This is a genomic window from Cellulomonas shaoxiangyii, assembly GCF_004798685.1.
Classification (GTDB): domain Bacteria; phylum Actinomycetota; class Actinomycetes; order Actinomycetales; family Cellulomonadaceae; genus Cellulomonas; species Cellulomonas shaoxiangyii.
The window spans coordinates 2,061,985-2,085,774 of sequence record NZ_CP039291.1; the positions used below are offsets into that span (position 1 = coordinate 2,061,985).

The 23,790-nt window shown below is 76.8% G+C and carries 23 protein-coding genes; 12 read left to right on the forward strand and 11 right to left on the reverse strand.

All coding sequences use genetic code 11. The features are described from left to right. Positions 1-12: 12 nt before the first annotated feature. From E5225_RS09380 to E5225_RS09390, 3 genes are all read right to left on the reverse strand, one after another. Positions 13-543 carry a MogA/MoaB family molybdenum cofactor biosynthesis protein gene (locus E5225_RS09380; protein ID WP_166436050.1) on the reverse strand — a complete coding sequence of 177 codons (531 nt, stop codon included), beginning with the start codon at positions 541-543 and terminating at the stop codon, positions 13-15. Continuing rightward, entirely contained in the window at positions 536-964 is a 429-nt protein-coding gene (gene moaC, locus E5225_RS09385; RefSeq protein ID WP_135975130.1) for a cyclic pyranopterin monophosphate synthase MoaC, read from the reverse strand. The genes E5225_RS09380 and moaC overlap by 8 nt, the downstream gene beginning before the upstream one ends. A gap of 62 nt (positions 965-1,026) precedes the next feature. Next, positions 1,027-2,313 carry a molybdopterin molybdotransferase MoeA gene (locus tag E5225_RS09390; RefSeq protein WP_135975128.1) on the reverse strand — a complete coding sequence of 429 codons (1,287 nt, stop codon included), beginning with the start codon at positions 2,311-2,313 and terminating at the stop codon, positions 1,027-1,029. A gap of 99 nt (positions 2,314-2,412) precedes the next feature. On the opposite strand from E5225_RS09390, the gene moaA reads away from it, so the two are divergent. Both moaA and E5225_RS17925 read left to right on the forward strand, forming a co-directional pair. Continuing rightward, the gene (gene moaA / locus E5225_RS09395) at positions 2,413-3,567 is read left to right on the forward strand and encodes a GTP 3',8-cyclase MoaA (RefSeq protein ID WP_136225395.1); all 1,155 of its coding nucleotides are present in this window, start codon (positions 2,413-2,415) and stop codon (positions 3,565-3,567) included. 1 nt (position 3,568) lies between these two features. Then, on the forward strand, positions 3,569-3,922 hold the full coding sequence (locus tag E5225_RS17925) for a MoaD/ThiS family protein (RefSeq protein ID WP_135975611.1): 354 nt from the start codon (positions 3,569-3,571) through the stop codon (positions 3,920-3,922). A 62-nt stretch (positions 3,923-3,984) separates the two neighbouring features. Here the strand turns inward: E5225_RS17925 and E5225_RS09405 are convergent, their stop codons facing one another. Continuing rightward, positions 3,985-4,443, reverse strand: a complete 459-nt coding sequence (locus tag E5225_RS09405; RefSeq protein WP_135975609.1) for a molybdenum cofactor biosynthesis protein MoaE — start codon at positions 4,441-4,443, stop codon at positions 3,985-3,987. Between the two features lie 130 nt (positions 4,444-4,573). On the opposite strand from E5225_RS09405, the gene E5225_RS09410 reads away from it, so the two are divergent. From E5225_RS09410 to E5225_RS09430, 5 genes are read left to right on the forward strand one after another with little or no spacing between them, the layout of a single operon-like run. Continuing rightward, positions 4,574-4,978: a TOBE domain-containing protein gene (locus E5225_RS09410; protein ID WP_135975608.1), complete on the forward strand. Its 405-nt coding sequence runs from the start codon at positions 4,574-4,576 to the stop codon at positions 4,976-4,978. After that, positions 4,975-5,772: a molybdate ABC transporter substrate-binding protein gene (gene modA, locus E5225_RS09415; RefSeq protein ID WP_136225397.1), complete on the forward strand. Its 798-nt coding sequence runs from the start codon at positions 4,975-4,977 to the stop codon at positions 5,770-5,772. The genes E5225_RS09410 and modA overlap by 4 nt, the downstream gene beginning before the upstream one ends. Next, positions 5,769-6,668: an ABC transporter permease gene (locus E5225_RS09420; protein WP_135974408.1), complete on the forward strand. Its 900-nt coding sequence runs from the start codon at positions 5,769-5,771 to the stop codon at positions 6,666-6,668. Before modA ends, E5225_RS09420 begins: the two co-directional genes overlap by 4 nt. Continuing rightward, on the forward strand, positions 6,665-7,459 hold the full coding sequence (locus tag E5225_RS09425) for an ABC transporter ATP-binding protein (protein ID WP_166436018.1): 795 nt from the start codon (positions 6,665-6,667) through the stop codon (positions 7,457-7,459). Before E5225_RS09420 ends, E5225_RS09425 begins: the two co-directional genes overlap by 4 nt. Further along, complete coding sequence (locus E5225_RS09430; RefSeq protein ID WP_135974412.1) at positions 7,456-8,070, forward strand: NTP transferase domain-containing protein; 615 nt, start codon at positions 7,456-7,458, stop codon at positions 8,068-8,070. Before E5225_RS09425 ends, E5225_RS09430 begins: the two co-directional genes overlap by 4 nt. Positions 8,071-8,077: 7 nt before the next feature. On the opposite strand, the gene E5225_RS09435 is transcribed toward E5225_RS09430, so the two are convergent. The 3 genes from E5225_RS09435 to E5225_RS09445 all read right to left on the reverse strand — a co-directional run bounded on the left by E5225_RS09435 (position 8,078) and on the right by E5225_RS09445 (position 10,342). Continuing rightward, complete coding sequence (locus E5225_RS09435; protein ID WP_243738345.1) at positions 8,078-8,389, reverse strand: DUF6457 domain-containing protein; 312 nt, start codon at positions 8,387-8,389, stop codon at positions 8,078-8,080. A 68-nt stretch (positions 8,390-8,457) separates the two neighbouring features. Beyond that, positions 8,458-8,988 (reverse strand): hypothetical protein, encoded by a 531-nt coding sequence (locus E5225_RS09440; RefSeq protein WP_135974414.1) that lies wholly within the window; start codon positions 8,986-8,988, stop codon positions 8,458-8,460. Between the two features lie 142 nt (positions 8,989-9,130). Further along, a complete protein-coding gene (locus tag E5225_RS09445; RefSeq protein ID WP_135974416.1) occupies positions 9,131-10,342 on the reverse strand; it encodes a glycosyltransferase in 1,212 nt (403 codons plus the stop codon). A 158-nt stretch (positions 10,343-10,500) separates the two neighbouring features. Between E5225_RS09445 and E5225_RS09450 the strand changes: the two genes are divergently transcribed. The 4 genes from E5225_RS09450 to treZ all read left to right on the forward strand — a co-directional run bounded on the left by E5225_RS09450 (position 10,501) and on the right by treZ (position 17,958). Next, positions 10,501-11,295 carry a transglutaminase-like domain-containing protein gene (locus E5225_RS09450; RefSeq protein WP_135974418.1) on the forward strand — a complete coding sequence of 265 codons (795 nt, stop codon included), beginning with the start codon at positions 10,501-10,503 and terminating at the stop codon, positions 11,293-11,295. A 114-nt stretch (positions 11,296-11,409) separates the two neighbouring features. Next, a complete protein-coding gene (glgX, locus tag E5225_RS09455; protein WP_135974420.1) occupies positions 11,410-13,602 on the forward strand; it encodes a glycogen debranching protein GlgX in 2,193 nt (730 codons plus the stop codon). Beyond that, positions 13,599-16,109 carry a malto-oligosyltrehalose synthase gene (gene treY, locus E5225_RS09460; RefSeq protein WP_135974422.1) on the forward strand — a complete coding sequence of 837 codons (2,511 nt, stop codon included), beginning with the start codon at positions 13,599-13,601 and terminating at the stop codon, positions 16,107-16,109. Before glgX ends, treY begins: the two co-directional genes overlap by 4 nt. A gap of 1 nt (position 16,110) precedes the next feature. After that, complete coding sequence (gene treZ / locus E5225_RS09465) at positions 16,111-17,958, forward strand: malto-oligosyltrehalose trehalohydrolase (RefSeq protein WP_135974424.1); 1,848 nt, start codon at positions 16,111-16,113, stop codon at positions 17,956-17,958. 34 nt (positions 17,959-17,992) lie between these two features. Here treZ and E5225_RS09470 read toward each other — a convergent pair whose 3' ends face one another. From E5225_RS09470 to E5225_RS09485, 4 genes are read right to left on the reverse strand one after another with little or no spacing between them, the layout of a single operon-like run. Continuing rightward, entirely contained in the window at positions 17,993-19,534 is a 1,542-nt protein-coding gene (locus tag E5225_RS09470; protein WP_135974426.1) for an ABC transporter ATP-binding protein, read from the reverse strand. Then, positions 19,524-20,432 carry an ABC transporter permease gene (locus E5225_RS09475; protein ID WP_135974428.1) on the reverse strand — a complete coding sequence of 303 codons (909 nt, stop codon included), beginning with the start codon at positions 20,430-20,432 and terminating at the stop codon, positions 19,524-19,526. Before E5225_RS09475 ends, E5225_RS09470 begins: the two co-directional genes overlap by 11 nt. After that, complete coding sequence (locus E5225_RS09480; RefSeq protein ID WP_208012597.1) at positions 20,422-21,447, reverse strand: ABC transporter permease; 1,026 nt, start codon at positions 21,445-21,447, stop codon at positions 20,422-20,424. The genes E5225_RS09475 and E5225_RS09480 overlap by 11 nt, the downstream gene beginning before the upstream one ends. Further along, entirely contained in the window at positions 21,429-22,997 is a 1,569-nt protein-coding gene (locus E5225_RS09485; protein WP_244243657.1) for an ABC transporter substrate-binding protein, read from the reverse strand. The genes E5225_RS09480 and E5225_RS09485 overlap by 19 nt, the downstream gene beginning before the upstream one ends. Positions 22,998-23,244: 247 nt before the next feature. On the opposite strand from E5225_RS09485, the gene E5225_RS09490 reads away from it, so the two are divergent. Further along, the gene (locus E5225_RS09490; RefSeq protein ID WP_135974432.1) at positions 23,245-23,742 is read left to right on the forward strand and encodes a DUF1269 domain-containing protein; all 498 of its coding nucleotides are present in this window, start codon (positions 23,245-23,247) and stop codon (positions 23,740-23,742) included. The last annotated feature ends 48 nt before the right edge of the window (positions 23,743-23,790 follow it).

The window sequence follows — 23,790 nt, forward strand, 5'->3', positions numbered from 1 at the left end:
CGGGCGGGCGCGTCAGCCGTGGTCGGCGCCGCGCAGCTGCTGCACGGCGTGCACGAGCACGGGTCCGAGCAGGTCCGCGGCGTCCCGCGCGGCGCCCGTCGACCCCGCGACGTTGACCACGAGCGTGCGGCCGGCGACACCCGCGACGCCGCGGGACAGCATCGCCGCCGGCACGCCGCGCGCCGCCCCGTCGGCGCGCAGCGCCTCCGCGATGCCGGGCACCTCCCGGTCCAGCACGCGCCGCGTCATCTCGGGCGTGCGGTCCCGCGGCGACAGCCCCGTCCCGCCGCTCGTCAGCACGAGCGACGCCCCGGCGGCGACCGCGTCCCGCAGCGCCGCCTCCACCGGTGCCCCGTCCGGCACGACGACCGGGTCGCCCACGGCGAAGCCGAGCCGGCGCAGCGCCTCCACCAGCACGGGCCCGGAGCGGTCCGGGTACTCCCCCGCGGCGGCGCGGTCCGACGCGGTGACGACGACGGCGCTGCTCGTCCGCGGACCGGGCGCGATGGCCGACCCACCCGCGGCCGCGGGTCCCTCAGGCACGGTGCCAGGCACCGCTGCGCCCGCCCTCCTTGGCCTCGACGCGGACGTCGGTGATCGACGCGGCGCGGTCGACGGCCTTCACCATGTCGACGAGCGTGAGCCCCGCGACGGCGACGCACGTGAGCGCCTCCATCTCGACGCCCGTGCGGTCGGCGGTGCGCACGCGCGCGTCGATCCGCACGCCGTCGTCCTCGACGGTCAGGTCCACCTCGACCCCGTGGATCGCGAGCGGGTGGCACAGGGGCACCAGGTCGGGCGTGCGCTTGGCCGCCTGGATGCCGGCGATCCGCGCCACCGCGAGCGCGTCGCCCTTCGGCACCCCCTCGCCGCGCAGCAGCGCCACCACCTCCGGCGTGGTCACCAACCGGCCGGACGCGTGCGCGCTGCGCACCGTGACCGGCTTGTCCGCGACGTCCACCATGCGCGCCGCACCGCGCTCGTCCACGTGCGTCAGGCGCACGGGCGCCCCCTTCTCCGCGTCGCTCACGCGTCCGCCTCCCTCAGGTCCACCACGGTCACCGTCTCCCCCGCGCCGACGTGCGTCGCCTCCGCGGGGACGTCCACGAGCGCGTCGGCCCGCGCGAGCGCGCCGAGCAGGTGCGAGCCGGGACCCCCGACGGCCGTGGCGACCGGCGTGCCCCCGGACCAGTCGAGCCGGGCGCGCAGCAGCTGCCGGCGGCCGGCGGGCGAGTCCACGTCCGCGGCGAGCGTCGCCCGGACGCGACGGCGGTGCACGTCGCGCGCGCCCAGCAGGCGGCGCAGCAGCGGCCGCACGAACACCTCGAACGACACGTGCGCGCTCACGGGGTTGCCGGGCAGGCTCAGCACGGGCGTGCCCGACGGGAGGCGCCCGACGCCCTGCGGCTTGCCCGGCTGCATCCGCACGTGCACCAGCTCGCCGTGCCCGCCGGCGACGAGCGCGTCCCGCACCACGTCGTAGGCGCCGACCGACACCCCGCCCGTCGTCACGACCACGTCCGCGCGCGCGCCCAGCTCCTCGAGGACGCGCAGCACGTCCGGCACGTCGTCGCCCAGGACCCGCACGTCGACGACGTCGGCCCCCGCGGCGCGGGCGGCCGCGGCGAGCTGCACGCCGTTCGACTCGTGGATCTGACCGTGGGCGAGCGGCCCGCCGCCCGTGACCAGCTCGCTGCCGGTGGACACCACGGCGACGCGCGGGCGCGCGTGCACGGGCGCGTCCACGTGGCCGGTCGCCGCGAGCAGACCGAGAGCGGCAGGTCCGAGCACGTCGCCGGCCCGCAGGACGACGTCGCCCGCGCGCACGTCCTCGCCGCGCCGGCGCACGTGCGCACCGGGCGGCACGACGTCGTGGAACGTCACGCGGTCGGTCCCGCCGTCGGTCCGCTCGACGGGCACCACCGTGTCGGCGCCCGCCGGGACCGGTGCGCCGGTCATGATCCGCACCGCGGCCCCCGGCGGGACGGTCACGGCCCGCGTCTCCCCGGCCGGCACGTCGTCCGCGACGCGCAGGACGGCCCCGGCGCGCAGGTCCGCGGCGCGCAGCGCGTACCCGTCCATGGCGGAGCTGTCCCAGGGCGGCAGGTCGACGGCGGACACGACGTCGGCGGCCAGCGCGGTACCCAGCGACTCGGCCAGCGGCACGCGACGAGCGGGCAGCGGCGCGCCGAGCGCCAGCACGGCCGCGGCGTGCTCGTCGAGCGTGCGGACGACCCGGCCGGGGCCGCTCCGGTCGGGGCCGGTCGCGTCCCGGGCCGGCCCGGCGGCACGGGGGGCGGGTGCGTCGGGCATGCGGCCAACCTAGTGCCGTCGCGGCCGGGCCCGGCGCGCCCGGCCTCCGGGGCCGGCCGCCGGGGCGCCGCCGCGGCGGCCGTCCGTATGATCGGCCCGATGGAGCCCGTCACGCCCCGCGACCCGGTGCCGGTCGCGATCGGGCCGGTGCCCGCCCGGGGCGGCCCGCCGGACCGGCCGTCCGCGCGGCCGGAGCGCACGCGGGCCACCGGGTCGTCGCGGGCGCCCACCGCGCGGCTGCGGGGCGACGGCCTGGTCGACCCCTGGGGGCGCGCCGCGACCGACCTGCGGGTCTCCCTGACGGACCGGTGCAACCTGCGGTGCACGTACTGCATGCCGGCCGAGGGGCTGCCCTGGGCGCCCGACGAGAGCGTCCTGACCGACGCCGAGGTCGCACGCCTCGTGCGCGTCGCGGTCGAGCGGCTCGGCGTGCGCGAGGTCCGGTTCACGGGCGGCGAGCCGCTGCTGCGGCGCGGGCTCGAGGGCATCGTGGCGGCGACCGCCGCGCTGCGCACCCCCGACGGCGCGCCGGTCACCACGGCCCTGACGACGAACGCCCTCGGCCTGGACAAGCGGGCGCGCGCGCTGGCCGCGGCCGGCCTGGGCCGCGTCAACGTCTCGCTGGACTCCCTGCAGCCGGCGCGGTTCGCGGCGATCACGCGCCGCGACCGGCTCGCCGACGTGCTGGCCGGGCTGCGCGCCGCGCGCGACGCGGGCCTGGGCCCGGTCAAGGTCAACACCGTCCTCGTGCGGGGCGTCAACGACGACGAGGCGGTGCCGCTGCTCGCCTGGGCGCTCGAGCACGGGTACCACCTGCGGTTCATCGAGCAGATGCCGCTCGGGCCCGCGGGCTCGTGGGACCGCGGCGACCTCGTGACGGCCGGCGAGATCCTCGACGCCCTGACCGCGGTGTTCGACCTCGTGCCCGAGCCCGTCGACGCCCGCGGCGGCGCACCCGCCGAGACGTGGACGGTGCGGGGGCGTCCCGGCGCGACCGTGGGCGTCATCGGCTCCGTCACCCGGCCGTTCTGCGGGGCCTGCGACCGCACGCGCCTCACCGCCGACGGCCAGGTCCGCAGCTGCCTCTTCGCGCGCGAGGAGCGCGACCTGCGCGGCCTGCTGCGCGGCGGCGCGGACGACGACGCCGTCGCCGACGCGTGGCGCGCCGCGATGTGGGGCAAGAAGCCCGGGCACGGCATCGACGACGTGGGCTTCCTGCAGCCCGCCCGGACCATGAGCGCGATCGGAGGATGACGTGACCACCACCGACCCGGCCCGCACCCACCCCGCCGGCACCGCGCCGTCCCCTGCCACCCCGGCAGCGGCCACGGTCCCCGCACCCGCCGGCGGGGCCGCCCGCAGCGTCGCGGTCCGCTACTTCGCCGCCGCGCACGAGGCCGCGGGCGTGGCGGAGGAGCGCGTGGACGTCGCGGCCGACGCCACGGTGGGGTCGTTCCTCGACGCCCTCGCGGCCCGCCACGGCGGGCGCCTGCGCGACGTGCTCGCGGTGTGCGCGCTGCTCGTGGACGGCGCCCTGCGCCGCGACCGCGACGAGCCGCTCGGGGCGCCGGCGGTCGTGGACGTGCTGCCGCCGTTCGCGGGCGGCTGAGCGACGCGGCCGCGTCGCGGGGCACGTCGCGGTCCACGTTCGCGGGGCACCGGGCGCCGCGGTCAGGCGCAGTTGACCCACTCGTGCGTGCCGTCGGCGAACACCTGCCGCTTCCACACGGGCAGGTGCTCCTTGACCTCGTCGACGAGCAGCGCCGCGGCCGCGAACGCCTCCTGGCGGTGCGCCGCGCTCACCGCGACGCCGAGGGCCGCCTCGCCCACGGCGAGCGCGCCCACGCGGTGCACCACCGCGACGGCGTCGACCGGGGTGCGAGCCGCGACGTCCGCGGCGACGCGCGCGAGCACGGCACCCGCGTCCGGGTGCGCGACGTACTCGATGCCCGTGACCGCGCGCCCGTGGTCGTGGTCGCGCACGACGCCCGCGAACGTGACGACCGCCCCGGCCGCGGCGTCGGCGACCGTCGCGGCGAGCGCGTCGACGTCCACCGGGCCGGTCGTGACCTCCGCGCCGACGACGCGCCGCCCGGGGGCGGTGGTGCGGGAGGAGTCGCGCGCGGTCACGGCGCCACCCTAGGCGGGCGCCGCGCGCCGCGCCGCGGCGGTCCTGCCCCGGTGGCGCGCGCGCCGCATCCGCGGCGACCGGGCCGCCCCAGCGCCGCACGCGCGGCGTCTGCTCGCGTACCGTGGCGCCATGCGGTACCGCGTGGGCGAGGCGGCGAGCCTCCTGGGAGTCAGCGACGACACCGTCCGCCGGTGGGTCGACGCGGGACGGCTGCGCTCGACGCGGACGGCGTCCGGCCGGCACGAGATCGAGGGCGCCGACCTCGCCCGGCTCGCGCAGGAGGTCGCCGACGAGCAGAGCGCCGACGACACGGGCCGCACGCGCCACTCCGCGCGCAACCGCCTGCGGGGCATCGTCACCCGGGTCGTGCGCGACGGCGTCATGGCGCAGGTCGAGCTGCAGGCGGGGCCGTTCCGCGTGGTGTCGCTCATCAGCCGTGAGGCGGCCGACGAGCTCGGGCTCGAACCGGGCGTCGTCGCAGTGGCGTCGGTGAAGGCGACGAACGTCGCGGTCGACCACGTGGAGCGCGCGTGAGCACCCGGCGTGCGGCGTGCGCGGCGGCCGCCGTGGGCGCGTTGCTCACGGGCCTCGCGGCGTGCGCGGGCACCGGTGCGGGGGCGGCGCCCCGGGACGCGCCGGCCGGCGCCGGCGGCCCGCCCCGCGGCACGGTCGTCGTCCTGGCGGCGGCCTCGCTCACCGACGTGCTCGCCGACGTCACGGAGGACCTGGAGGAGCGGCACCCGGGGCTCGACGTCCGCACCGGCCTCGCCGCCAGCTCGACGCTCGCCGCCCAGGTCGTCGCCGGCGCGCCCGCGGACGTCCTGGTGACGGCGAGCGAGGGCACGATGGCCACGGTGACCGACGCGCTCGGCGGCACCCCGGTCCTCGTCGCTGCGAACACGCTCCAGATCGCGGTGCCGGCGGGCAACCCCGGCGGCATCACCGGCCTGGCGGACCTCGCCGACCCGGACCGGACGATCGCGCTGTGCGACCCGTCCGTGCCGTGCGGCGCCGTGGCGGCCGAGGTCCTCGCGTCGGCGGGCGTCACCGCGTCCCCCGACACCCTCGAGCAGGACGCCCGCGCCACGCTCACCAAGGTGCGGCTCGGCGAGGTCGACGCGGCGCTCGTCTACCGCACCGACGTCCTGGCCGCCGGTGCGCAGGTCGAGGCCGTCGACGTGCCGGCCGCGCGCCGGGTCACCACCCGGTACCTGGCGCTGGCCGTGCCCGGCGCCCCCAACCCGGCCGCCGCCCGCGCCGTCGTCGCGCACCTGAGCGGACCCGACGGTGCCGCCGCGCTGCAGGCCGCGGGGTTCACGACGCCGTGACGCGCCGCCGCCCCGCACCCCTCGCGCTGCTGGTCCCGGCGGGCCTCGGGCTCGCCCTGCTGCTCGCGCCGCTGCTGGCGCTCGTGACCGCCACGCCGTGGGCGGACCTCGGCGCCCGCGTGCTCGACCCCGCCGTCATCGACGCCCTGCGGCTGTCCCTCACGACCGCGGCCACCAGCACGGTGGTGTGCCTGGTCGTGGGCGTGCCCCTCGCGTGGGTGCTCGCGCGGGCCGACCTGCCGGGGCGTTCGCTCGTGCGGGCGCTGGTGACCGTGCCGCTCGTCCTGCCGCCCGTCGTGGGGGGTGTGGCGCTGCTCCTGCTGCTCGGGCGGCGCGGACCCGTCGGGCAGCAGCTGGAGGCGTGGTTCGGCGTCAGCGTGCCGTTCAGCACGCTGGCGGTGGTGCTCGCGCAGACGTTCGTCGCGCTGCCGTTCCTCGTGCTGGCCGTCGAGGGCGCGATCAGCGGCACGGACCCCCGCCGCGAGGCCGCCGCCGCGACGCTCGGCGCGTCCCGGTGGTACGTCGTGCGGCGCGTGACCCTGCCGGCCGCCGCCCCCGGCATCGCCGCCGGGACCGCCCTGTGCTTCGCCCGCGCGCTCGGCGAGTTCGGCGCGACGCTCACCTTCGCCGGCAGCTTCCCCGGCACGACCCGCACGATGCCGCTCGCCGTGCACCTCGCGCTCGACACGGACCCCGATGCCGCGGTGGCCATGTCGCTGCTGCTCCTGGTGCTGTCCGTCGCGGTGCTGCTCGTCATGCGCGGGCGGTGGGTCGGCGGCCTGACCGGCGCACTCACCGGGGCGCGGGGCGATGCGCGTCCCGACGCGCAGCCCGGCGACCACCACGACGCACGGCGGCCGGCGGCCGCGGTCCCCGACGCGGCGGGCACCCCGTGACGCCGGCGTCCGGTCGCCGGCACCGGCACCTCGCCCCCGCGCCGACGGGGCCCCTGGACGCGCACGTCGTCGTCCGGCGCGGCGCGTGGACCCTCGACGCGGTGCTCGGGGTGCCCGCGGGCACCGTGCTGGCCGTCCTCGGGCCGAACGGCGGCGGCAAGTCGACCGCCGTCGCGGCGCTCGCCGGCCTCGTGCCGCTCGACGGCGGCCACGTGCGTCTCGGCGACCGCACGCTGGCGGAGGCGGCCACGGGGGTCGACGTGCCGCCGGAGCGCCGCCGCCTCGGTGTCGTGCTGCAGGACGTGCTGCTGGTCCCGCACCTGACGGCGCGCGAGAACGTGGCGTTCGGCCGCCGCGCCGCGGGCGAGCGGGCCGCGGACGCCCGCCACCACGCCGACCGGCTGCTCACCTCGCTCGCCGTCGACGCCCACGCACGCACCCGGGCGCACCGCCTCTCGGGCGGCCAGGCGCAGCGCGTCGCGCTCGCGCGCGCCCTGGCGGTCGAGCCGGCCGCGCTGCTGCTCGACGAGCCGTTCGCGGCCCTGGACGCGCCCGGCCGGGCGACCGCCCGCGACGTCGTCCACCGGTACGTGCGGACGGCCGGGGTGCCGGCCGTCCTCGTGACGCACACCCTCGCCGACGCCCTCGCGGTCGCCGACGACGTCGCGGTGGTGGAGCACGGCCGGGTCGTGCAGCGGGGTGCACCCCGGGACGTCGCCGCGGCGCCCGCGACCGCCTACGTGGCCGGCCTGGTGGCGGCGCTCGACGCCCGCCCGGGGGCCGCCGCGTGACCGGCGCTCCCGACGTCCTCGTCGTCGTCCCGGCCGGCGGTACGGCGCACCGCCTCGGCGGCGGGGACAAGACGGCGCTGGTCGTCGGCGGCCGCACCGTGCTTCGGCGGCTGCTCGCCGACCTCACCGCGTGGCCGACCGTGGTCGTCGCCGACCCGCCCCCGGCGGCCGCGCGCGCCGACGTCCCGCACGCCCGCTGGTGCCGCGAGGACCCACGCGGGGCCGGCCCGCTCGCCGCGCTCGCCGCCGGCCTGGCCACCGCACCGGGCGCCCGCGTGCTGGTCGCCGTGGCCGGCGACCAGCCCTTCGCGGGCCGCGCCGTGCCGGCCCTCCTGGCGGCTCTCGACGGCGCACCCGAGGCCGACGCCGCCCTCGCCGCCGGGCCGGACGGGCGCGTGCAGCCCCTGCTCGGCGCGTACCGCACCGCGGCGGTCGGCGCGGTGCTGCGCGGCCCGGTCGCCGACCGGCCGGTCCGCGCGCTGTGGGCGCACCTGCGGATCGTGACCGTGGACCTGCCCGCCGTGCACGTCCTCGACGTCGACGACGCGGCCGACCTCGCCCGTGCACGCGCGGCGGCGCGCCGGGAGGACGGTCCGGGCGCGCGCTCCTGAGCCGGCGTCAGTGCGCGCCGTCGCGCCGCCGCAGCTCGTCCTCGACGTCGGCGAGCGCCTCACGCACCCGGGCCTCGACGCCGGGCAGGTCCGCGCCCGCGGCGCCGGCGCGTCCGGCGACGACGCCCACGAGGAACGCGGTCATGGGTCCCGCGGGCCGGACCACACCGTGCGCGACGTCCCGCACCATGTCGAGCACGGGGTCGGAGAGGTCGGCCACGAGCGCGGGGTCGACCTCGAGCACGGCCGCCGCGTGGGCGAGCCACTCGTGCAGGGGGTCGCGGCGTGCGTCGCGGTGGAGGTCGGTGTCCGGCGGCATGCATGGTCTCCCGTCGTGCGCGCGTGCGGGGAGCCCGCCCGGCGGTCGAGGAGCCTACGCGCGACGGCTCAGTCCCGGTCGGCGGACGTCGTGCCGAGGTGCGGGGCGAACGCGCGTTCGCGCGCCGTGGCGGCGAGGCCCTCGATGCGGTCGGCCTGGTCGCGCGAGCGGGTGATGAAGTGCTCGATGCGCGCCTCGTCCAGCCCGAGCGCGTCGGCGTGCTCGCGCAGCGTGAGCCAGCCCATCCGCTTGCCCTCGAGCCCGGAGCGGACGACCTCGAGCTCGAGCACCAGGGACAGCGGGGAGCGCCCGGCCACGCGCCCGTTCGGCTTGAGCCGGGCGACGCGCTCGCCCACCAGGGCGCCGACCCGCTTGACGCGCGAGAGCGACAGCTCGAGCGCGCGCGCGGTGGCCAGGTGCGCGGCGCGCTCCTCGCGCAGCTCGGCCGCGAGCCGCCCGAGCGGCTCGCGCATCACGCCGAGCTCCTCGACCCGGCTGAGCCGCTCCAGCCGGGAGATGACGCCGGTCGCGCCGGCGACGTGGTCCTCGATGTAGGTCGTCAGCAGCGTCCGGTCGATCTCGGGGTGGTCGGTGCTCATCGGTCCTCCGCCTCGCGCCGTGGTCCGTCGCGGTCCGTGCCCGCAACCGCGCGGTCCTCCGATGCTCCTGGACGAGCGGGCGCCGCGCCACGCGAGGCGCCCGGGCCGCTCCACGCGAGCGCACCCGCCCGCGCGCCGCCGCTCAGAGCCGGTCGGACGGCACGACCGCGTCCGGCTCCTCGAGCCCGGGCGCCGCGCCGTCGCGCCGGTCGCCCGTGGGGCCGGCGGGCCCGGAGGAGCTCAGGTGCACCCGGCGACGGCTCTCGCGCGGGCGGTAGACGATCCGGGAGTGGAAGGTGAACCGGGCGACGAAGGCCACGACGAGGGTGATGGCCGTCGCGAGCACCGCGGCGACGTGCATGGTCTCGACCAGCAGCGCCATGACCGGCATGCGCACGAGCGTCTCGACGTTGTTGAACGTGAAGGACTGCCCGAACCGTGCCCACGCGCCCTTGCCCTCGTGCCGCAGGTCGCGGAACACGAACCGCTCCTGGAGCAGGAAGTTGCCGACGATCGTCAGCTCGGCCGCGACGAGGGCGGCGAGCAGCCAGCCCGCGCCGAGGGAGGTCAGCAGCGCGACGATCGCGACGTTCACGACGGCGCCCAGCCCGCCGATGATCGCGAAGCGGGACATGCGCCCGAACCGCAGACCGCCGAGCTGCCAGAGGAAGTGCAGTCCCTGGGCCACGTTCGCCTTGGACCGGCCGGCGAACCGCTCGCCGAACACGAACGGCACCTCGACGACGCGCATGGGGTGCCGCGCGAGGATCTCGAGCAGGATCTTGAAGCCACGCGGGCGCAGCACGTCGAGGTCGACGGCGCTGCGGCGCACGAGGAAGAACCCGGTCATGGGGTCCGAGCAGTCGCGCAGGCGCACGGGGAACATCGCGCGGGTGACCGCGGTCGACGTGGAGGAGACGGCCTGCCGCGCGACCCCCGACAACCCCGCGCTGCTGCCGTCGCCGACGTAGCGCGACGCGACGACGACGTCGACGTCCTCCTCGTCGGCGCGCGCCACCATCGTGGGGATGAGCTCCGGCGGGTGCTGCAGGTCGCCGTCCATGACGAGGCAGAGCTGTGCGTCCGACGCCCGCAGCCCCTCCGCCACGGCGCCGCCGAGGCCACCCGTCGGCTCGTCGCGGTGCAGCACGCGCACGGGCAGGCCGGCGGTCGGTGCGACGGCGCGCACGACGTCGGCGGTGCCGTCGGTGGAGTCGTCGACGAACAGCAGCTCGGCGTCGATGCCGCTCGTGGCGGCGGCGACGCGGCGCACGAGCTCGGCGACGTTCGGCGCCTCGTTGAACGTGGGGACGATGACGGTGAGGCGGGGGCCGCCTCGCGACGCATCCGTCATCCGGTCCTCGTTCTCTCCTCGTCGGTCCGCCGTCGGGAGGTCCGCGGCGACTGTCGTCACGGTAACCGACGCCCCGGCGGGGACAGAAGCGACCGATCCGGCGAAACCTTTCAGCCCGGCCCCTCGCGGGCGGGGCCCCGGACCGGCACGATGGCCCCGTGCAGCGCGACGTCACGGCCCACCTGTCCCTCACCGTCCGCTCCGCGGCGACCCTCGTGCTCGAGGTCGCGGTCGCGCTCGCCCACGACCCCGAGGAGGCGCTCGCCGTCACACTCGACGGCGCGCCGCTGACCGTGCGGGAGCTCGCGGGCCCGCACGGGACGCGGCTGCACGTCGTCGACGCGGACGCCGGCACGCTCGTCGTCGACTACCGCGCGACCGTGCACGGCACGCAGGCGACCGTGCCCGGCGGCACGGAGGCCGACCGCCTGTGGTTCCTGCGCCCGAGCCGGTACTGCGAGTCCGACGCGCTCGGGCCCACCGCGCGTGCGCAGTTCGCGGGCCTGCGCGGGGTCGACCTGCTGGCGGCGGTGTCGTCGTGGGTCGGCACGCAGCTCGCGTACGTCCCGGGCTCGAGCCAGGTGACCGACGGCGCCGTGCGCACCCTGCTCGCACGCCAGGGCGTGTGCCGCGACTACGCGCACCTCGTCGTCGCGCTGCTGCGCGCGCTGGACGTGCCGGCGCGGGTCGTCGCGGTGTACGCGCCGGGTCTCGCGCCGATGGACTTCCACGCCGTCGCGGAGGCCTGGGTGGACGGCGCGTGGCGCGTCCTCGACGCGACGACGCTCGCACCGCGGCCCTCCCTGGTGCGCGTCGCGACCGGGCGTGACGCGTCCGACACCGCGTTCCTGACTGTCCACCGCGGTGTCGCGGTCCTCGACACGGTCCGCGTCGGAGCGGTGGCCGACGTCCTGCCCGACGACGACGTGCGCACCCTCGTCACACTGGGCTGACGGCACGGCTGACGGCACGCGCGGGGCCGCGCAGCGCTGTGACCTTGGTCGTCATCGCCGCGGAGGGCCCCGCTCGGCAGGCCGAGCCGCCTCCTCGCTGGCACGCTGTGCACCATGCAAATCTGGCCCGGACGCCCCTACCCCCTCGGCGCCACGTACGACGGGACCGGCACGAACTTCGCCCTGTTCTCCGGCGTGGCTGAGCGCGTCGAGCTGTGCCTCTTCGACGCCGACGGCACCGAGACCCGTCTCGACCTCCCCGAGGTCGACGCCTTCGTGTGGCACGGCTACGTGCCCGGACTCGCCCCCGGGCAGCGGTACGGGTACCGCGTGCACGGCCCCTACGACCCCGCGCAGGGCCACCGCTGCGACCCCTCGAAGCTGCTGCTGGACCCCTACGCGAAGGCGATCGACGGGCAGATCGACGGCGACGCGTCGCTGTTCTCGTACCGCTTCGACGCCCCGGACGAGCGCAACGAGGACGACTCGCGCGGCCACACCATGACCTCGGTCGTGGTGAACCCGTTCTTCGACTGGGGGCACGACCGCCCGCCGCAGCACGAGTACCACGAGTCGGTCATCTACGAGGCTCACGTCAAGGGCCTGACGCAGCTGCACCCGGCGGTCCCCGAGGAGCTGCGCGGCACGTACGCCGGCCTCGCGCACCCCGCGGTGATCGAGCACCTGACGAGCCTCGGCGTGACCGCCATCGAGCTCATGCCCGTGCACCAGTTCGTCAACGACCCGACGCTGCAGGAGCGCGGGCTGTCGAACTACTGGGGCTACAACACGATCGGCTTCTTCGCACCGCACAACGCCTACGCCTCGCTCGCGAGCTCCGGGCAGCAGGTGCAGGAGTTCAAGTCGATGGTCAAGGCGCTGCACGAGGCGAACATCGAGGTCATCCTCGACGTCGTCTACAACCACACCGCCGAGGGCAACCACCTGGGCCCGACGCTGAGCTTCCGCGGCATCGACAACGCCAGCTACTACCGGCTCGTCGACGAGGACCCGGCGCACTACTTCGACACCACGGGCACCGGCAACTCGCTGCTCATGCGGTCGCCGCACGTGCTGCAGCTGATCATGGACTCGCTGCGCTACTGGGTGACCGAGATGCACGTCGACGGCTTCCGCTTCGACCTCGCGGCGACCCTGGCCCGCCAGTTCCACGAGGTGGACCGCCTGTCGGCGTTCTTCGACATCGTCCAGCAGGACCCGGTCATCTCCCAGGTCAAGCTGATCGCGGAGCCGTGGGACCTCGGCGACGGCGGCTACCAGGTCGGCGGGTTCCCGCCCCTGTGGTCGGAGTGGAACGGCGACTACCGGGACACCGTGCGCGACTTCTGGCGCGGCGAGCCGTCGACGCTCGGGCAGTTCGCGAGCCGGCTGACGGGGTCGTCCGACCTCTACGCGCACACGGGACGACGCCCGATCGCGAGCATCAACTTCGTCACGGCGCACGACGGCTTCACGCTCGCCGACCTCGTCTCGTACAACGAGAAGCACAACGAGGCGAACGGCGAGGAGAACCGCGACGGCGAGAGCCACAACCGCTCGTGGAACTGCGGCGCGGAGGGCCCCACGGACGACCAGGCGATCCGCACGCTGCGCGGGCGCCAGCAGCGCAACTTCCTCGCGACGCTCCTGCTGTCGCAGGGCGTGCCGATGATCGCCCACGGCGACGAGATCGGGCGCTCGCAGGGCGGCAACAACAACGGGTACTGCCAGGACAACGAGATCACCTGGGTCGACTGGGACCTCGACGAGGACGGCATGTCGCTGCTCGAGTTCACGCGGCGCCTCGTGCACCTGCGGCGCGACCACCCGGTGTTCCGGCAGCGCCGGTTCTTCGCGGGCTCGGCCGACCACGGCGGCGAGTCGGACCTGCACGACATCGCCTGGCTCACGCCCACGGGCGGGCCCATGGAGGACTCCGCCTGGGACTCGGAGCACGCGTTCGCGGTCCAGGTGTTCCTCAACGGCGACGCGATCGACGAGCCCGACATGCGCGGCCAGGACATCGTGGACGACAGCTTCCTGCTGCTCTTCAACGGGCACTGGGAGAAGTCGCAGTTCCAGCTGCCCGGCGCGGACTACGGGGCGGTGTGGACGGCGGTGCTCGACACCGACGCGACGGTGCCGGCCGGCAAGCAGATCAAGGCCCGCGGCAAGGTGCAGCTCGCGCCGCGCTCGATGGTCCTGCTGACGCGTCCGCCGGTCACCGAGCGGCCGACCGCCTCCGGTGGCGGCGTCGCCGCGGGTGCGTCGAGCGAGGCCGCGCGGATCGTCCGGGCGACCTCGTGACCGAGACCCGCAGCACCCCCGAGCGCCGGCTGGTGCGTCCCCCGCACCGCGTGCCCGTCTCGACGTACCGCGTGCAGCTCGGCGCGGACCTCACGTTCGACGACGTGGCCGCGCGCGTGCCGTACTACGCCGGTCTCGGCGTGACGCACGTGTACCTGTCCCCCGTGCTGACGGCCGCCCCCGGCTCGACGCACGGCTACGACGTCGTCGACCACGACGAGGTCTCCCCCGTGCTCGGCGGCGAGGACGGCCTGCGCCGCCTCGCGGACGCCGCGCACGACGCGGGCCTCGGCCTCGTGCTCGACATCGTCCCGAACCACATGGCCGTGCCCACGCCCGTGTGGCACAACCGCGCGCTCTGGTCCGTGCTCACGCACGGGCCGGAGTCGCCGTTCGCGACGTGGTTCGACGTCGACTGGTCCGCGGGCGACGGCGCGGTGCTCATGCCCGTGCTCGGCGACCGCATCGGTGCCGTCCTGGCCCGCGACGAGCTGCGGCTCGTCGAGGAGGACGTGCCGGGCGTCGGCACGACGTGGGCGCTGCGCTACCACGACCACGTCTTCCCGGTGCGGGCGGGGACCGAGGCGCTGCCGCTCGCCGAGCTCGTCGAGCGTCAGCACTACCGGCTCGCGTACTGGAAGGTCGCGGACGAGGAGCTGAACTACCGGCGCTTCTTCGACGTCGGCACGCTCGTCGCGATCCGCGTCGAGGACCCGGAGGTCTTCGACGCGACGCACGCGCTCGTGCTGCGGCTGCTGCGCGACGGCGTGATCGACGGCCTGCGCATCGACCACCCCGACGGCCTCGCGGACCCGTCCGGCTACCTCGCGCGCCTGCGCGAGGCCGCCGACGGCGCGTGGGTCGTGGTCGAGAAGATCCTCGCGGGCGAGGAGGAGCTGCCGGCCGACTGGGACACCGCCGGCAGCACCGGCTACGAGGCGCTGTGGCGCATCCAGCAGGCGTTCGTCGACCCCGGCGGCGCCGCGCCGCTCGGCTCGGTCATGCACCGGTTCACCGGCGACGTCTCGGACGCGTTCGAGACCGTCGTCGACGAGGCCAAGCGGCAGATCGTCGACGGCCCGCTGTACGCCGAGGTGCACCGCCTGACCAACATCGCGGCGGAGATCTGCCACGAGGACCTGCGCCTGCGCGACCACACGTGGCGATCGATCGAGGAGTGCCTCGTCGAGCTGCTCGTGGCGTTCGACCGGTACCGCGCCTACGTGGTCCCCGGCGAGACCGCGGCACCCGACCAGGTCGCGGTGCTGCAGGCCGCGGCCGACCGGGCCCGGCGCCGGCTGCCCGGCGAGCGGCACGAGACGATGTCGGTGCTGGTCGACCTCCTGCTCGGGCGCGAGGTCGGCTCCGCGGGGCGCACGCGCGACCCGCGGCGCGACGAGCTGATCATCCGCTTCCAGCAGACGTGCGGGGCCGTCATGGCCAAGGGCGTCGAGGACACCGCGTTCTACCGGTGGACCCACCTCGTGGCGCTGTGCGAGGTCGGCGGCGAGCCCGAGCGGTTCGCGACCACGCCGACCGACCTGGCGGCGTGGGCGTCCCGTGCCCAGACCGCGGCGCCGCTCGGCATGACGACGCTGTCGACGCACGACACGAAGCGCGGCGAGGACACCCGCTCGCGCATCGGCGTGCTGTCGGAGCGTCCGCTCGAGTGGTCGCGGCTCGTCGAGGACCTGCGCCGCACGTCGGCGCCGTACCGCGGCGCGCTGCTCGACGGCCGCACCGAGTACCTGCTGTGGCAGACGCTCGTCGGCACGTTCGACGGCGAGGCGCCCATCGACGAGGACCGCCTGGTCGACTACCTCACCAAGGCGATGCGCGAGGCGAAGTCGCGCACCGCGTGGACGGCGCCCGACGAGGCGTACGAGGAGACGGTGCTCACGGCGGCGCGGCGCGCGGTGGCCGATCCGCGCGTGCGTGAGCTGCTGGCGGAGTGGGACGCGTTCACGCGCGAGTCGGTGCGCGCGGCCACGCTCGGCACCAAGCTCGTGCAGCTGACGGTCCCCGGCGTGGCGGACGTCTACCAGGGGACGGAGGTGCCCGTGCTGTCCCTCGTGGACCCGGACAACCGCCGCCCGGTCGACGCCGACGCGCTCGCCGCCCGGCTCGCCCGCCTCGACGCCGGCGCGGGACCCCGCACGCTCGCCGACGAGAAGATGCTCGTGACGTCGCGCGCCCTGCGCCTGCGCCGCGACCTGCCCGAGGCCTTCGTGGGCCCCGAGGCCGGGTTCGTCCCCCTGCCGCACTCGTCGGGCCACACGCTCACGTACGCGCGCACCGTCGCGGGTCAGCCGCGGGTCGCCGTCGTGACGACGCGGCTCGCCGCCGCGGTGGAGCGGCTCGGCGGGTGGGCCGACCACACGGTCGCGCTGCCCGAGGGCACGTGGCACGACGTCCTGACCGACCGACCGGTGCCGGGCGGTGTGCAGCGGGTCTCCGACCTGCTGGAGCGCCTGCCCGTCGCCCTGCTCGTGCACGACGAGGAGTGACATGACGTACGTCCCCGAGGTCTGGGCGCCCCACGCGGCGCGCGTCGACCTCGTGCTGCCCTCCGGGGCCCCCGACGGCCTCGACGTCGCCGGCGCGCGCGCCGACGCGCACGGCCTCGGCGTCCGCGTCCCCATGGACGCGGCCGGCCAGGGCTGGTGGCGCGCCGACGTGCGGCTGCCGCACGGCACCGACTACGCGTTCGCGCTCGACGGCGGGCCCGCCCGCCCCGACCCGCGGGCGGCGTGGCTGCCGGACGGCGTGCACGGCGCCGCGCGCGTGTTCGACACCGGCCGGTTCGCCTGGACCGACACCGGCTGGAGCGGCGTCGACGTGCGGGGCAAGGTGTTCTACGAGCTGCACACCGGCACGTTCACGCCGCAGGGCACGCTCACGTCCGCGATCGAGCGGCTGGACCACCTGGTGTCCCTCGGCGTCGACGTGGTCGAGCTGCTGCCCGTGGCCGGGTTCAACGGCCGGCACGGCTGGGGGTACGACGGCGTCGCGCTGTGGGCCGTGCACGAGCCGTACGGCGGCCCCGAGGCGCTGCAGGCGTTCGTCGACGCCGCGCACGCCCGGGGGCTGGCCGTCTGCCTCGACGTCGTGCACAACCACCTGGGCCCCTCCGGCAACTACCTGCACGAGTTCGGCCCGTACTTCACCGACGAGCACCACACGCCGTGGGGCGCCGCGATCAACCTGGACCAGGACGGCTCCGAGCACGTCCGGCGGTGGATCCTCGACAGCGTGCTGCGCTTCGCGCGCGACTTCCACGTCGACGCGTTCCGCCTGGACGCGGTGCACGCGCTGATCGACGAGTCGCCCCGGCACCTGCTCGCGGAGCTCTCGGACGAGGTGGCGGCGCTGTCGGCCGAGCTGGGCCGCCCGCTCTCGCTCGTCGCCGAGACCGACCTCAACGACGTCGTCTCCGTGACGCCGACGTCCGAGGGCGGGTGGGGCATGACGGCCCAGTGGGCCGACGACGTGCACCACTCGGTGCACGCGCTCGTCACGGGTGAGCGGCACGGGTACTACGTCGACTTCGGCGACCCCGAGACGCTCCGCACGGCCCTGACCGGCGCCTTCGTGCACACCGGCGAGCTGTCGACGTTCCGCGGCGAGCCGTGGGGGCGCCCCGTCCCCGACGACGTCGACGGGCACCGGTTCGTCGTGTTCGACTCCAACCACGACCAGGTGGGCAACCGCGCGCTCGGCGACCGGCCGTCGTCGCGCGTCGACGCCGGCGGGCTCGCGGCGCAGGCCGCGCTCGTGCTGCTCTCCCCCTTCACGCCCCTGCTGTTCATGGGCGAGGAGTGGGGCGCCCGCACGCCGTGGATGTTCTTCACCGACCACCCCGAGCCCGAGCTGGCCGAGGCGGTCCGCGAGGGCCGGACCAGGGAGTTCGGCGGCCACGGCTGGGAGGCGCTGTACGGGGGCGACATCGAGGTGCCCGACCCGGGTGACCCGGCGACGTTCGAGCGGAGCAGGCTCGACTGGTCGGAGCCCGCGCAGCCCGAGCACGCGCGCCTGCTCGACTGGTACCGCGAGCTGGTCGCGCTGCGCCGGTCGGTGCCCGACCTCGCGTCGGGCGACCGCGGCCGGACCGCGCTCGACGTGCACGCGGTCGAGGGCGCCGGCGACGGACCGTGGCAGGGCGCCCTCGTCCTGCACCGCGGCGACGCGCGCGTCGTGCTCAACCTCGCGCACGAGCCGGCTGCCGTGCCGGTCCCGGTCGGGCGCCCGGTGGAGGTGGTCGCGGCCTGGGACGGCGGCGTCGTGCAGCCACCCGGCGGCGCCGACGAGCCGCTGGTCGTCGAGGTGCCCGCGCGGTCGGTCGTCGTGCTGGCCTGAGCCCCCGCGCCGCGCGTCGCCGGCGGCGGGCGGCTCAGCCCGTCACCGGCGACGCGTCCTCGACGTGGACGCGTCCTCCCGCCACGACCGTGACGACGTCGGCGTGGGCGCGCAGGAGCGTGCGGTCGTGCGACACGAGCAGCACCCCGATGCCGCGCTCGTGGGCGATCCGGGCGACGAGCGCGACGAGGTCGGCCGCGGAGGCCGCGTCCAGCATGGCGGTGATCTCGTCGCACACCAGCAACGCCGGCCGCAGGGCGAGCGCGCGCGCGACGGCGGCCCGCTGGAGCTCGCCGCCCGACACGTGCGCGGGGCGGCGGTCGAGCAGGTGCGGCTCCAGCCCGACGGCGCGGGCCAGCTCGACCACGGGCTCCGGCCGGGCGCCGTCGCGCCACGGTGCCAGCCGCTGCGGGAGCGTGACGGCACGCCGCAGCGTCAGCCGCGGGTCCATGGCCTGCCGCGGCTCCTGCTGCACCCAGCCGACCCGTCGGCGCAGGGCGGCCGGCACCCTCGCGCCGACGCCCGCCACGACCGCACCCGCGACCTCGACGTGACCGGCGTCGGGGCGGTGCACCAGGGCGGCGACGGCGGCCAGCGTCGACTTGCCCGCACCCGACGCGCCCGTCACCCCGACGACCTCGCCGGCCCGCACGCTCAGGTCGACACCGTCCAGGACGACCTGGCGGCCGTACCCCGCCCGCACGCCGCGCAGCAGCAGCACCGGGGCGCCGGCCGCGACGGGACCCCGCACCCCGGCGGCGGGGCGACGCGCCGCCACCAGGGCCCGGGTCACCGCCGCCTGGGGCCGGTCCAGGACGGCCGCCGCGGGCCCGCGCTCGACCACGCGGCCGTCGGCGACGACGCTCAGCGTGTCGCCGTACTCGCGCGCCAGCTCGACGTCGTGGGTCACGAGCAGCGCGGCGTGCCCGGCCCGCGCGTACGTGCGCAGCATCTGCGCCAGCAGGCCGGCGGCGCCCTCGTCGAGCCCGCTCGACGGCTCGTCGGCGAGCAGCAGCGGCGGGTGCCCCGCCAGCGCGGCCGCGACGGCCGCACGTCGCAGCTGTCCCCCGGACAGCTCGTGGGGGTACCGGTCGAGCAGCTCCGGCTCGAGGCCCACGGTCGCGGCCAGGTCCGCGAGGTGCTCGCGCACGCTCGGCAGCGCGAGGTGCGGGTGCCCGGGCAGCAGGCGACGCGCGGGCGGGGCGAGCGTCGTGACCGCCTCGGCGAGCTGCGCGCGGACGGTCCGCACGGGGGTGAACGACGTCGCCGCGGCCTGCGCGACCACCCCCACCAGGCGCCCGTAGACCCGCCGAGCGAGCGTCGCGCCGTCGGCGGACAGCAGGTCCACCTCGCCGTCGTCGACCGCGAGCGACGCGCTGCCCGCCACCACGCTCCCCCCCGGCAGCATGCCGGTCAGCGCCCGCAGGAGCATCGACTTGCCGGCGCCCGAGGGCCCGAGGACCACGTGCAGGGCGCCGGGGTCGAGCTCGAGCCCGACCCCCCGCAGCACGTGCTGGTCGCCGACACGCACGCGCAGGTCGCGTGCGCGCAGCAGGACCCGCTGGTCAGAGGGCACGGCCGGCCTCCCGGTGCAGCGCGGCGCCGATGCTCACGGTGGCGAGCACGAGCAGCCCTGCCGGAGCCGCGAGCGTCCACCACGCCCCCGACAGCACGGACTGCTGCGCCAGGTCGATGAGCGACCCGAGCGACGCACGGTGCGGCGGCAGCCCCAGCCCGAGGAAGGTCAGCGTCGTCTCGTGCCAGATGGCGTGCGGCACGAGCAGCGCGGTCGCCACGCCCACCTGCGCGCCCACGTGCGGCAGCACGTGCAGCCGCAGGACCTGGCGGCGGGTGTACCCCTGCGCCGTCGCCGCGCGCACCCACGCGCGCTCGCGCAGGGACAGGACCTCGCCGCGCACCAGGCGCGCGGTGCCCGTCCAGTGCGACAGGGCGACCACGAGGACCACGGTCCACAGGCTGCCCCGGTACACCGAGGCGATGATGATGCCCATGAGCAGGTGCGGCACCGCGGCGAAGCCGTCGACGCCGCGCATGAGCAGGCGGTCCACGCGGCCACCGACCATGGCGCTCACGGCGCCGAGGAGGGTGCCGGCGAGCGCCGACGCGCACGCGCCCACGACGGCCGCGAGCAGCGAGACGCGCAGCGCGGCCGCGCTCCGGACGAACAGGTCGCGCCCCGCCACGTCGGTCCCGAACGGGTGCGCCCACGACGGGGCGACCGTGCCGGTCACGTAGTCGACCGCGTCGGGCGCCGCACCGCCCCACCAGCCGGTCCGCGCCGCGACGACCGGGACGAGCAGCGCGTAGAGGACGACGAGCGCACCGGCTGCCCACGGCCACCGCGGCGCGCGCGCACGGGCGCCGGACGCCGACGAGCCGTGGACGCTGCCGGGCAGCCGCCACGCGGTGCCACCGCCGAGGGCGCGTCCGGCGACCCCCTGCTCAGAGGTCATCGCCGGACACCCTCGGGTCGGCGGTCACGAGGGCGACGTCGGCCACGAGGTTGCCCACGAGCACCAGGACGGTGAGGCACACGGTCGTGCCGGCCAGCAGCGCGAGGTCACGCCCGATCGCCGCGTCGACCAGGGCCTGCCCGAGCCCCGGCCACGAGAACACCGTCTCCACCAGCACCGCGCCGACGACGAGCTCCGGCAGGCGCGTGCCGAGCAGCGCGAGCAGCGGCACGACCGCCACGGGGAGGACGTGCCGGCGCGTGACCGTGCGCGGCGCCAGGCCCCGCATCCGTGCCGCGAGGACCGCGTCCGACGAGCGCGCCCCGACGAGCCCCGCGTGCAGGTGCAGCGCGATCCATGGCACCTGCGACAGCGCGACCGCGAGCGAGGGCAGCACCGCGTGCGCCGCGACCCCGCGCACGGTCAGCGGCTCCCCCGGCGCCGTCAGGCCTCCCGCCGGCAACCAGCCGAGCCCGAGCGCGAGGACCAGCATGAGGGCCAGGCCCACGACGTACGCCGGCGCCGCGGACAGCACCCAGGCGAAGCCCGTCAGCGCGCGGGCGGCGAGCCCGCTGCGGGCACCCGCCGCCCCGACGGCGAGCGGCACCGCGATCAGCACCGCGAGCACCAGCCCGGCCGCCATGACGAGGACGGTCCACGGCACCCGGCCGGCCAGCGCGTCCGCGACGGGGGCGCGCAGCACGGTCGACGTCCCCCAGTCCCCGCCCAGGGCGCCCTGCCACCAGGCCAGGCACGCCTGCCACCAGCTGCCCTGGTCGAGCATCCGCTCCACCGCGGTGCGCGTCGTCGCGTCCACGAACTCGCCGCGTGCGCCGAGGAAGCCCGCGGTGCCGTCGGTCGGCGTCCGGGACGCCAGCAGGAAGACGACGGCGCTGACGCCGAGGACCAGCGGCACGGCCCAGGCGACGCGCCGCAGCACGAGCACCCCGACCGCGCGGCGCCGTCCGGCGCCGGCGGTGCGCGTCGCCTCCTGCGTCACGGACGGGCCCGCCACTCGGCGACGTTCCACCACGGGCCCCACGCCACGCCGTGCTCGTGCGGCTCGACGACCTCCTCGACGCCCGTGTACCGCTCGAGCCCTCGCGCCACGTACGTGTGCTCCAGCACGACCAGCGTGATCATCGGCGGGTCCGCCAGCAGGACACGCTGGACGTCCCGGTAGGCCTGCGTGCGCGCCCCGGCGTCGGTGCTGCGGCGCGCGGCGTCGAGCAGGCGGTCGACCTCCGGGTCGGCGTGCTCGGACGGGTTGGAGTACGCGTCCTGCGGGTCGTACGGCGCGTACGCGGAGTGCAGCGCGGAGTACACCTGCGTGTCCGGGTCGTACGGCTGGTCCCCGCCGCCGAGCACGAACGCCTTGGTGTGCATGCCCGCGCTCGCCCCCGCCCGGTCGACGGCCTCGACCGTGACGTCGGCCCCGATCTGCGACAGGTCGGACGCGACCGCGAGGGCCAGGTCCCGGCGCAGGGTGTCCTCCGCGAAGTACATGAGCGTGAACGCGAGCGGCACGCCGTCCTTCGCCCGCGTCCCGGTGGGCCCGGTGCTCCAGCCCGCGGAGTCCAGCAGGGCCGCCGCCGCGGCCGGGTCCCGGGCGTAGCCGACGTCGGGGTCGAACGCGTCGCCCTGGGCGGGCGTGAACGGCGTCGCGGCGGGGCTGCCGTAGCCGCGCAGGATGCCGTCGACCATCGCCTGGCGGTCGACGGCGAGGTTGAGCGCCAGGCGGACCGCCGGGTCGCGGAACGCCGGGACGCCCGGGGGCAGCGTCACGGCGCGGTAGTCGGCCGACGGGTTCGCGACCACGGTGAGCCCCTCGGTGCCCGCGAGGGCCTCCGCGGCGCGCGGGGAGAGCTGTGCGCCGTCGAAGTCCCCGCCGCGCAGCCGCTGGGCACGCACGTTCTCGTCCGGCACGAACGCGACGACGAGGCGCTCCACGTCGGGCCGCTCGCCGCGGTAGGTGTCCGACGCGACGAGCGTCAGCGACTCGCCGGCGCGCCACTCGGAGAGCCGGTACGGGCCCGAGCCGACCGGCTCGCGGTTGAGCGGCGAGTCCAGCACCGTGCCCGTGAGCCGCTCGGCGGGCGCGACGCCCACGGTCAGCGTGCTCGGGAACGGCGCGTACGGCTCGGACAGCGTGAACGTCACGGTCGTCGCGTCGACGGCGGCGACGTCGGTGAGGAACGGGAAGGACGAGACGAGCGGGGACGCGTACGCCGGGTCCACGAGCGTCGCGTAGGTCGCGACGACGTCGGCGCTGTCGAGCGCCGTGCCGTCGCTGAACTCGACGCCCTCCTGGAGGCGGACCGTCCAGCTCGTCAGGGTCGCGTCGGGCTCGGGCGGCCCGGTCGCGAGGTCCGGCCGCACCGTGCCGTCGGCGCCGACGGCGTACAGGCCGTCGTAGAGCTTCGAGGTGATCCCGAACATCGTCTCGAGGGGGTTGAGGGTCGCGTACTCGGCCGTCTCGGCCAGCCGCAGCGTGGTGCCCGCGCTCGTGTCGCTTCCCGGTGCGCCCGTCGGACCGCCGCACGCCGCGACGAGCGCGACGGCCACGGCGACGGTGACGGCACGCGGAGCCGCACGTCGTCGTGGTGCCGGTGCCTGCATCGGTGCGGTCCCCCCCTGTGCACGGGCCATCCCTGGCCCGAGTGTGGTCCACGACGCGTGGGGGCGCTCAGGCGTGATCACCCCCGCGGGGTGAGGCGTGCGCGGCAGCGTGCAACGGAACCTGGTCGGGCGGCGGTCCCGGCGGGCGACCAGCCCGGTCAGGGGGACGGACGTCGCGGACGAGGAGACGACGGTGGCCATTCTCAGCGTGTGGAAGTTCGAGACCCCGGAGGGGGCCGAGGAGGCGGAGCAGGCCGTGCTCGACCTGCAGAAGCAGCACCTGATCGAGGTGCAGGACGCGGCGACGGTGTCGTGGCAGGCCGACAAGAAGAAGCCGAGGACGCGCCAGGCGCACAACCTGACGGCCGTCGGCGCGCTCGGCGGCACCTTCTGGGGCCTGCTGTTCGGGCTGCTGTTCTTCATGCCGCTCGTCGGCGTGGTGGTCGGCGCGGCCGCCGGCGCCATCGGGGGCGCCCTGACGGACGTCGGCATCGACGACGACTTCATCCGGTCGGTGCGCGAGAAGGTGACGCCGGGGACGTCGGCGCTCTTCCTGCTGGCCTCGAGCGACGTGCCGGACCGCGTCGTCGCCGGGCTGAAGGAGCGCGGGATCCACGCCGAGCTGATCCAGACGAACCTGTCGACGGCCGACGAGGAGAAGCTGCGGGAGGCGTTCGAGGAGAACGTCTGAGCACGACGCACGACGCACGACGCACGACGCGCACGCGGCCGTGCGGCA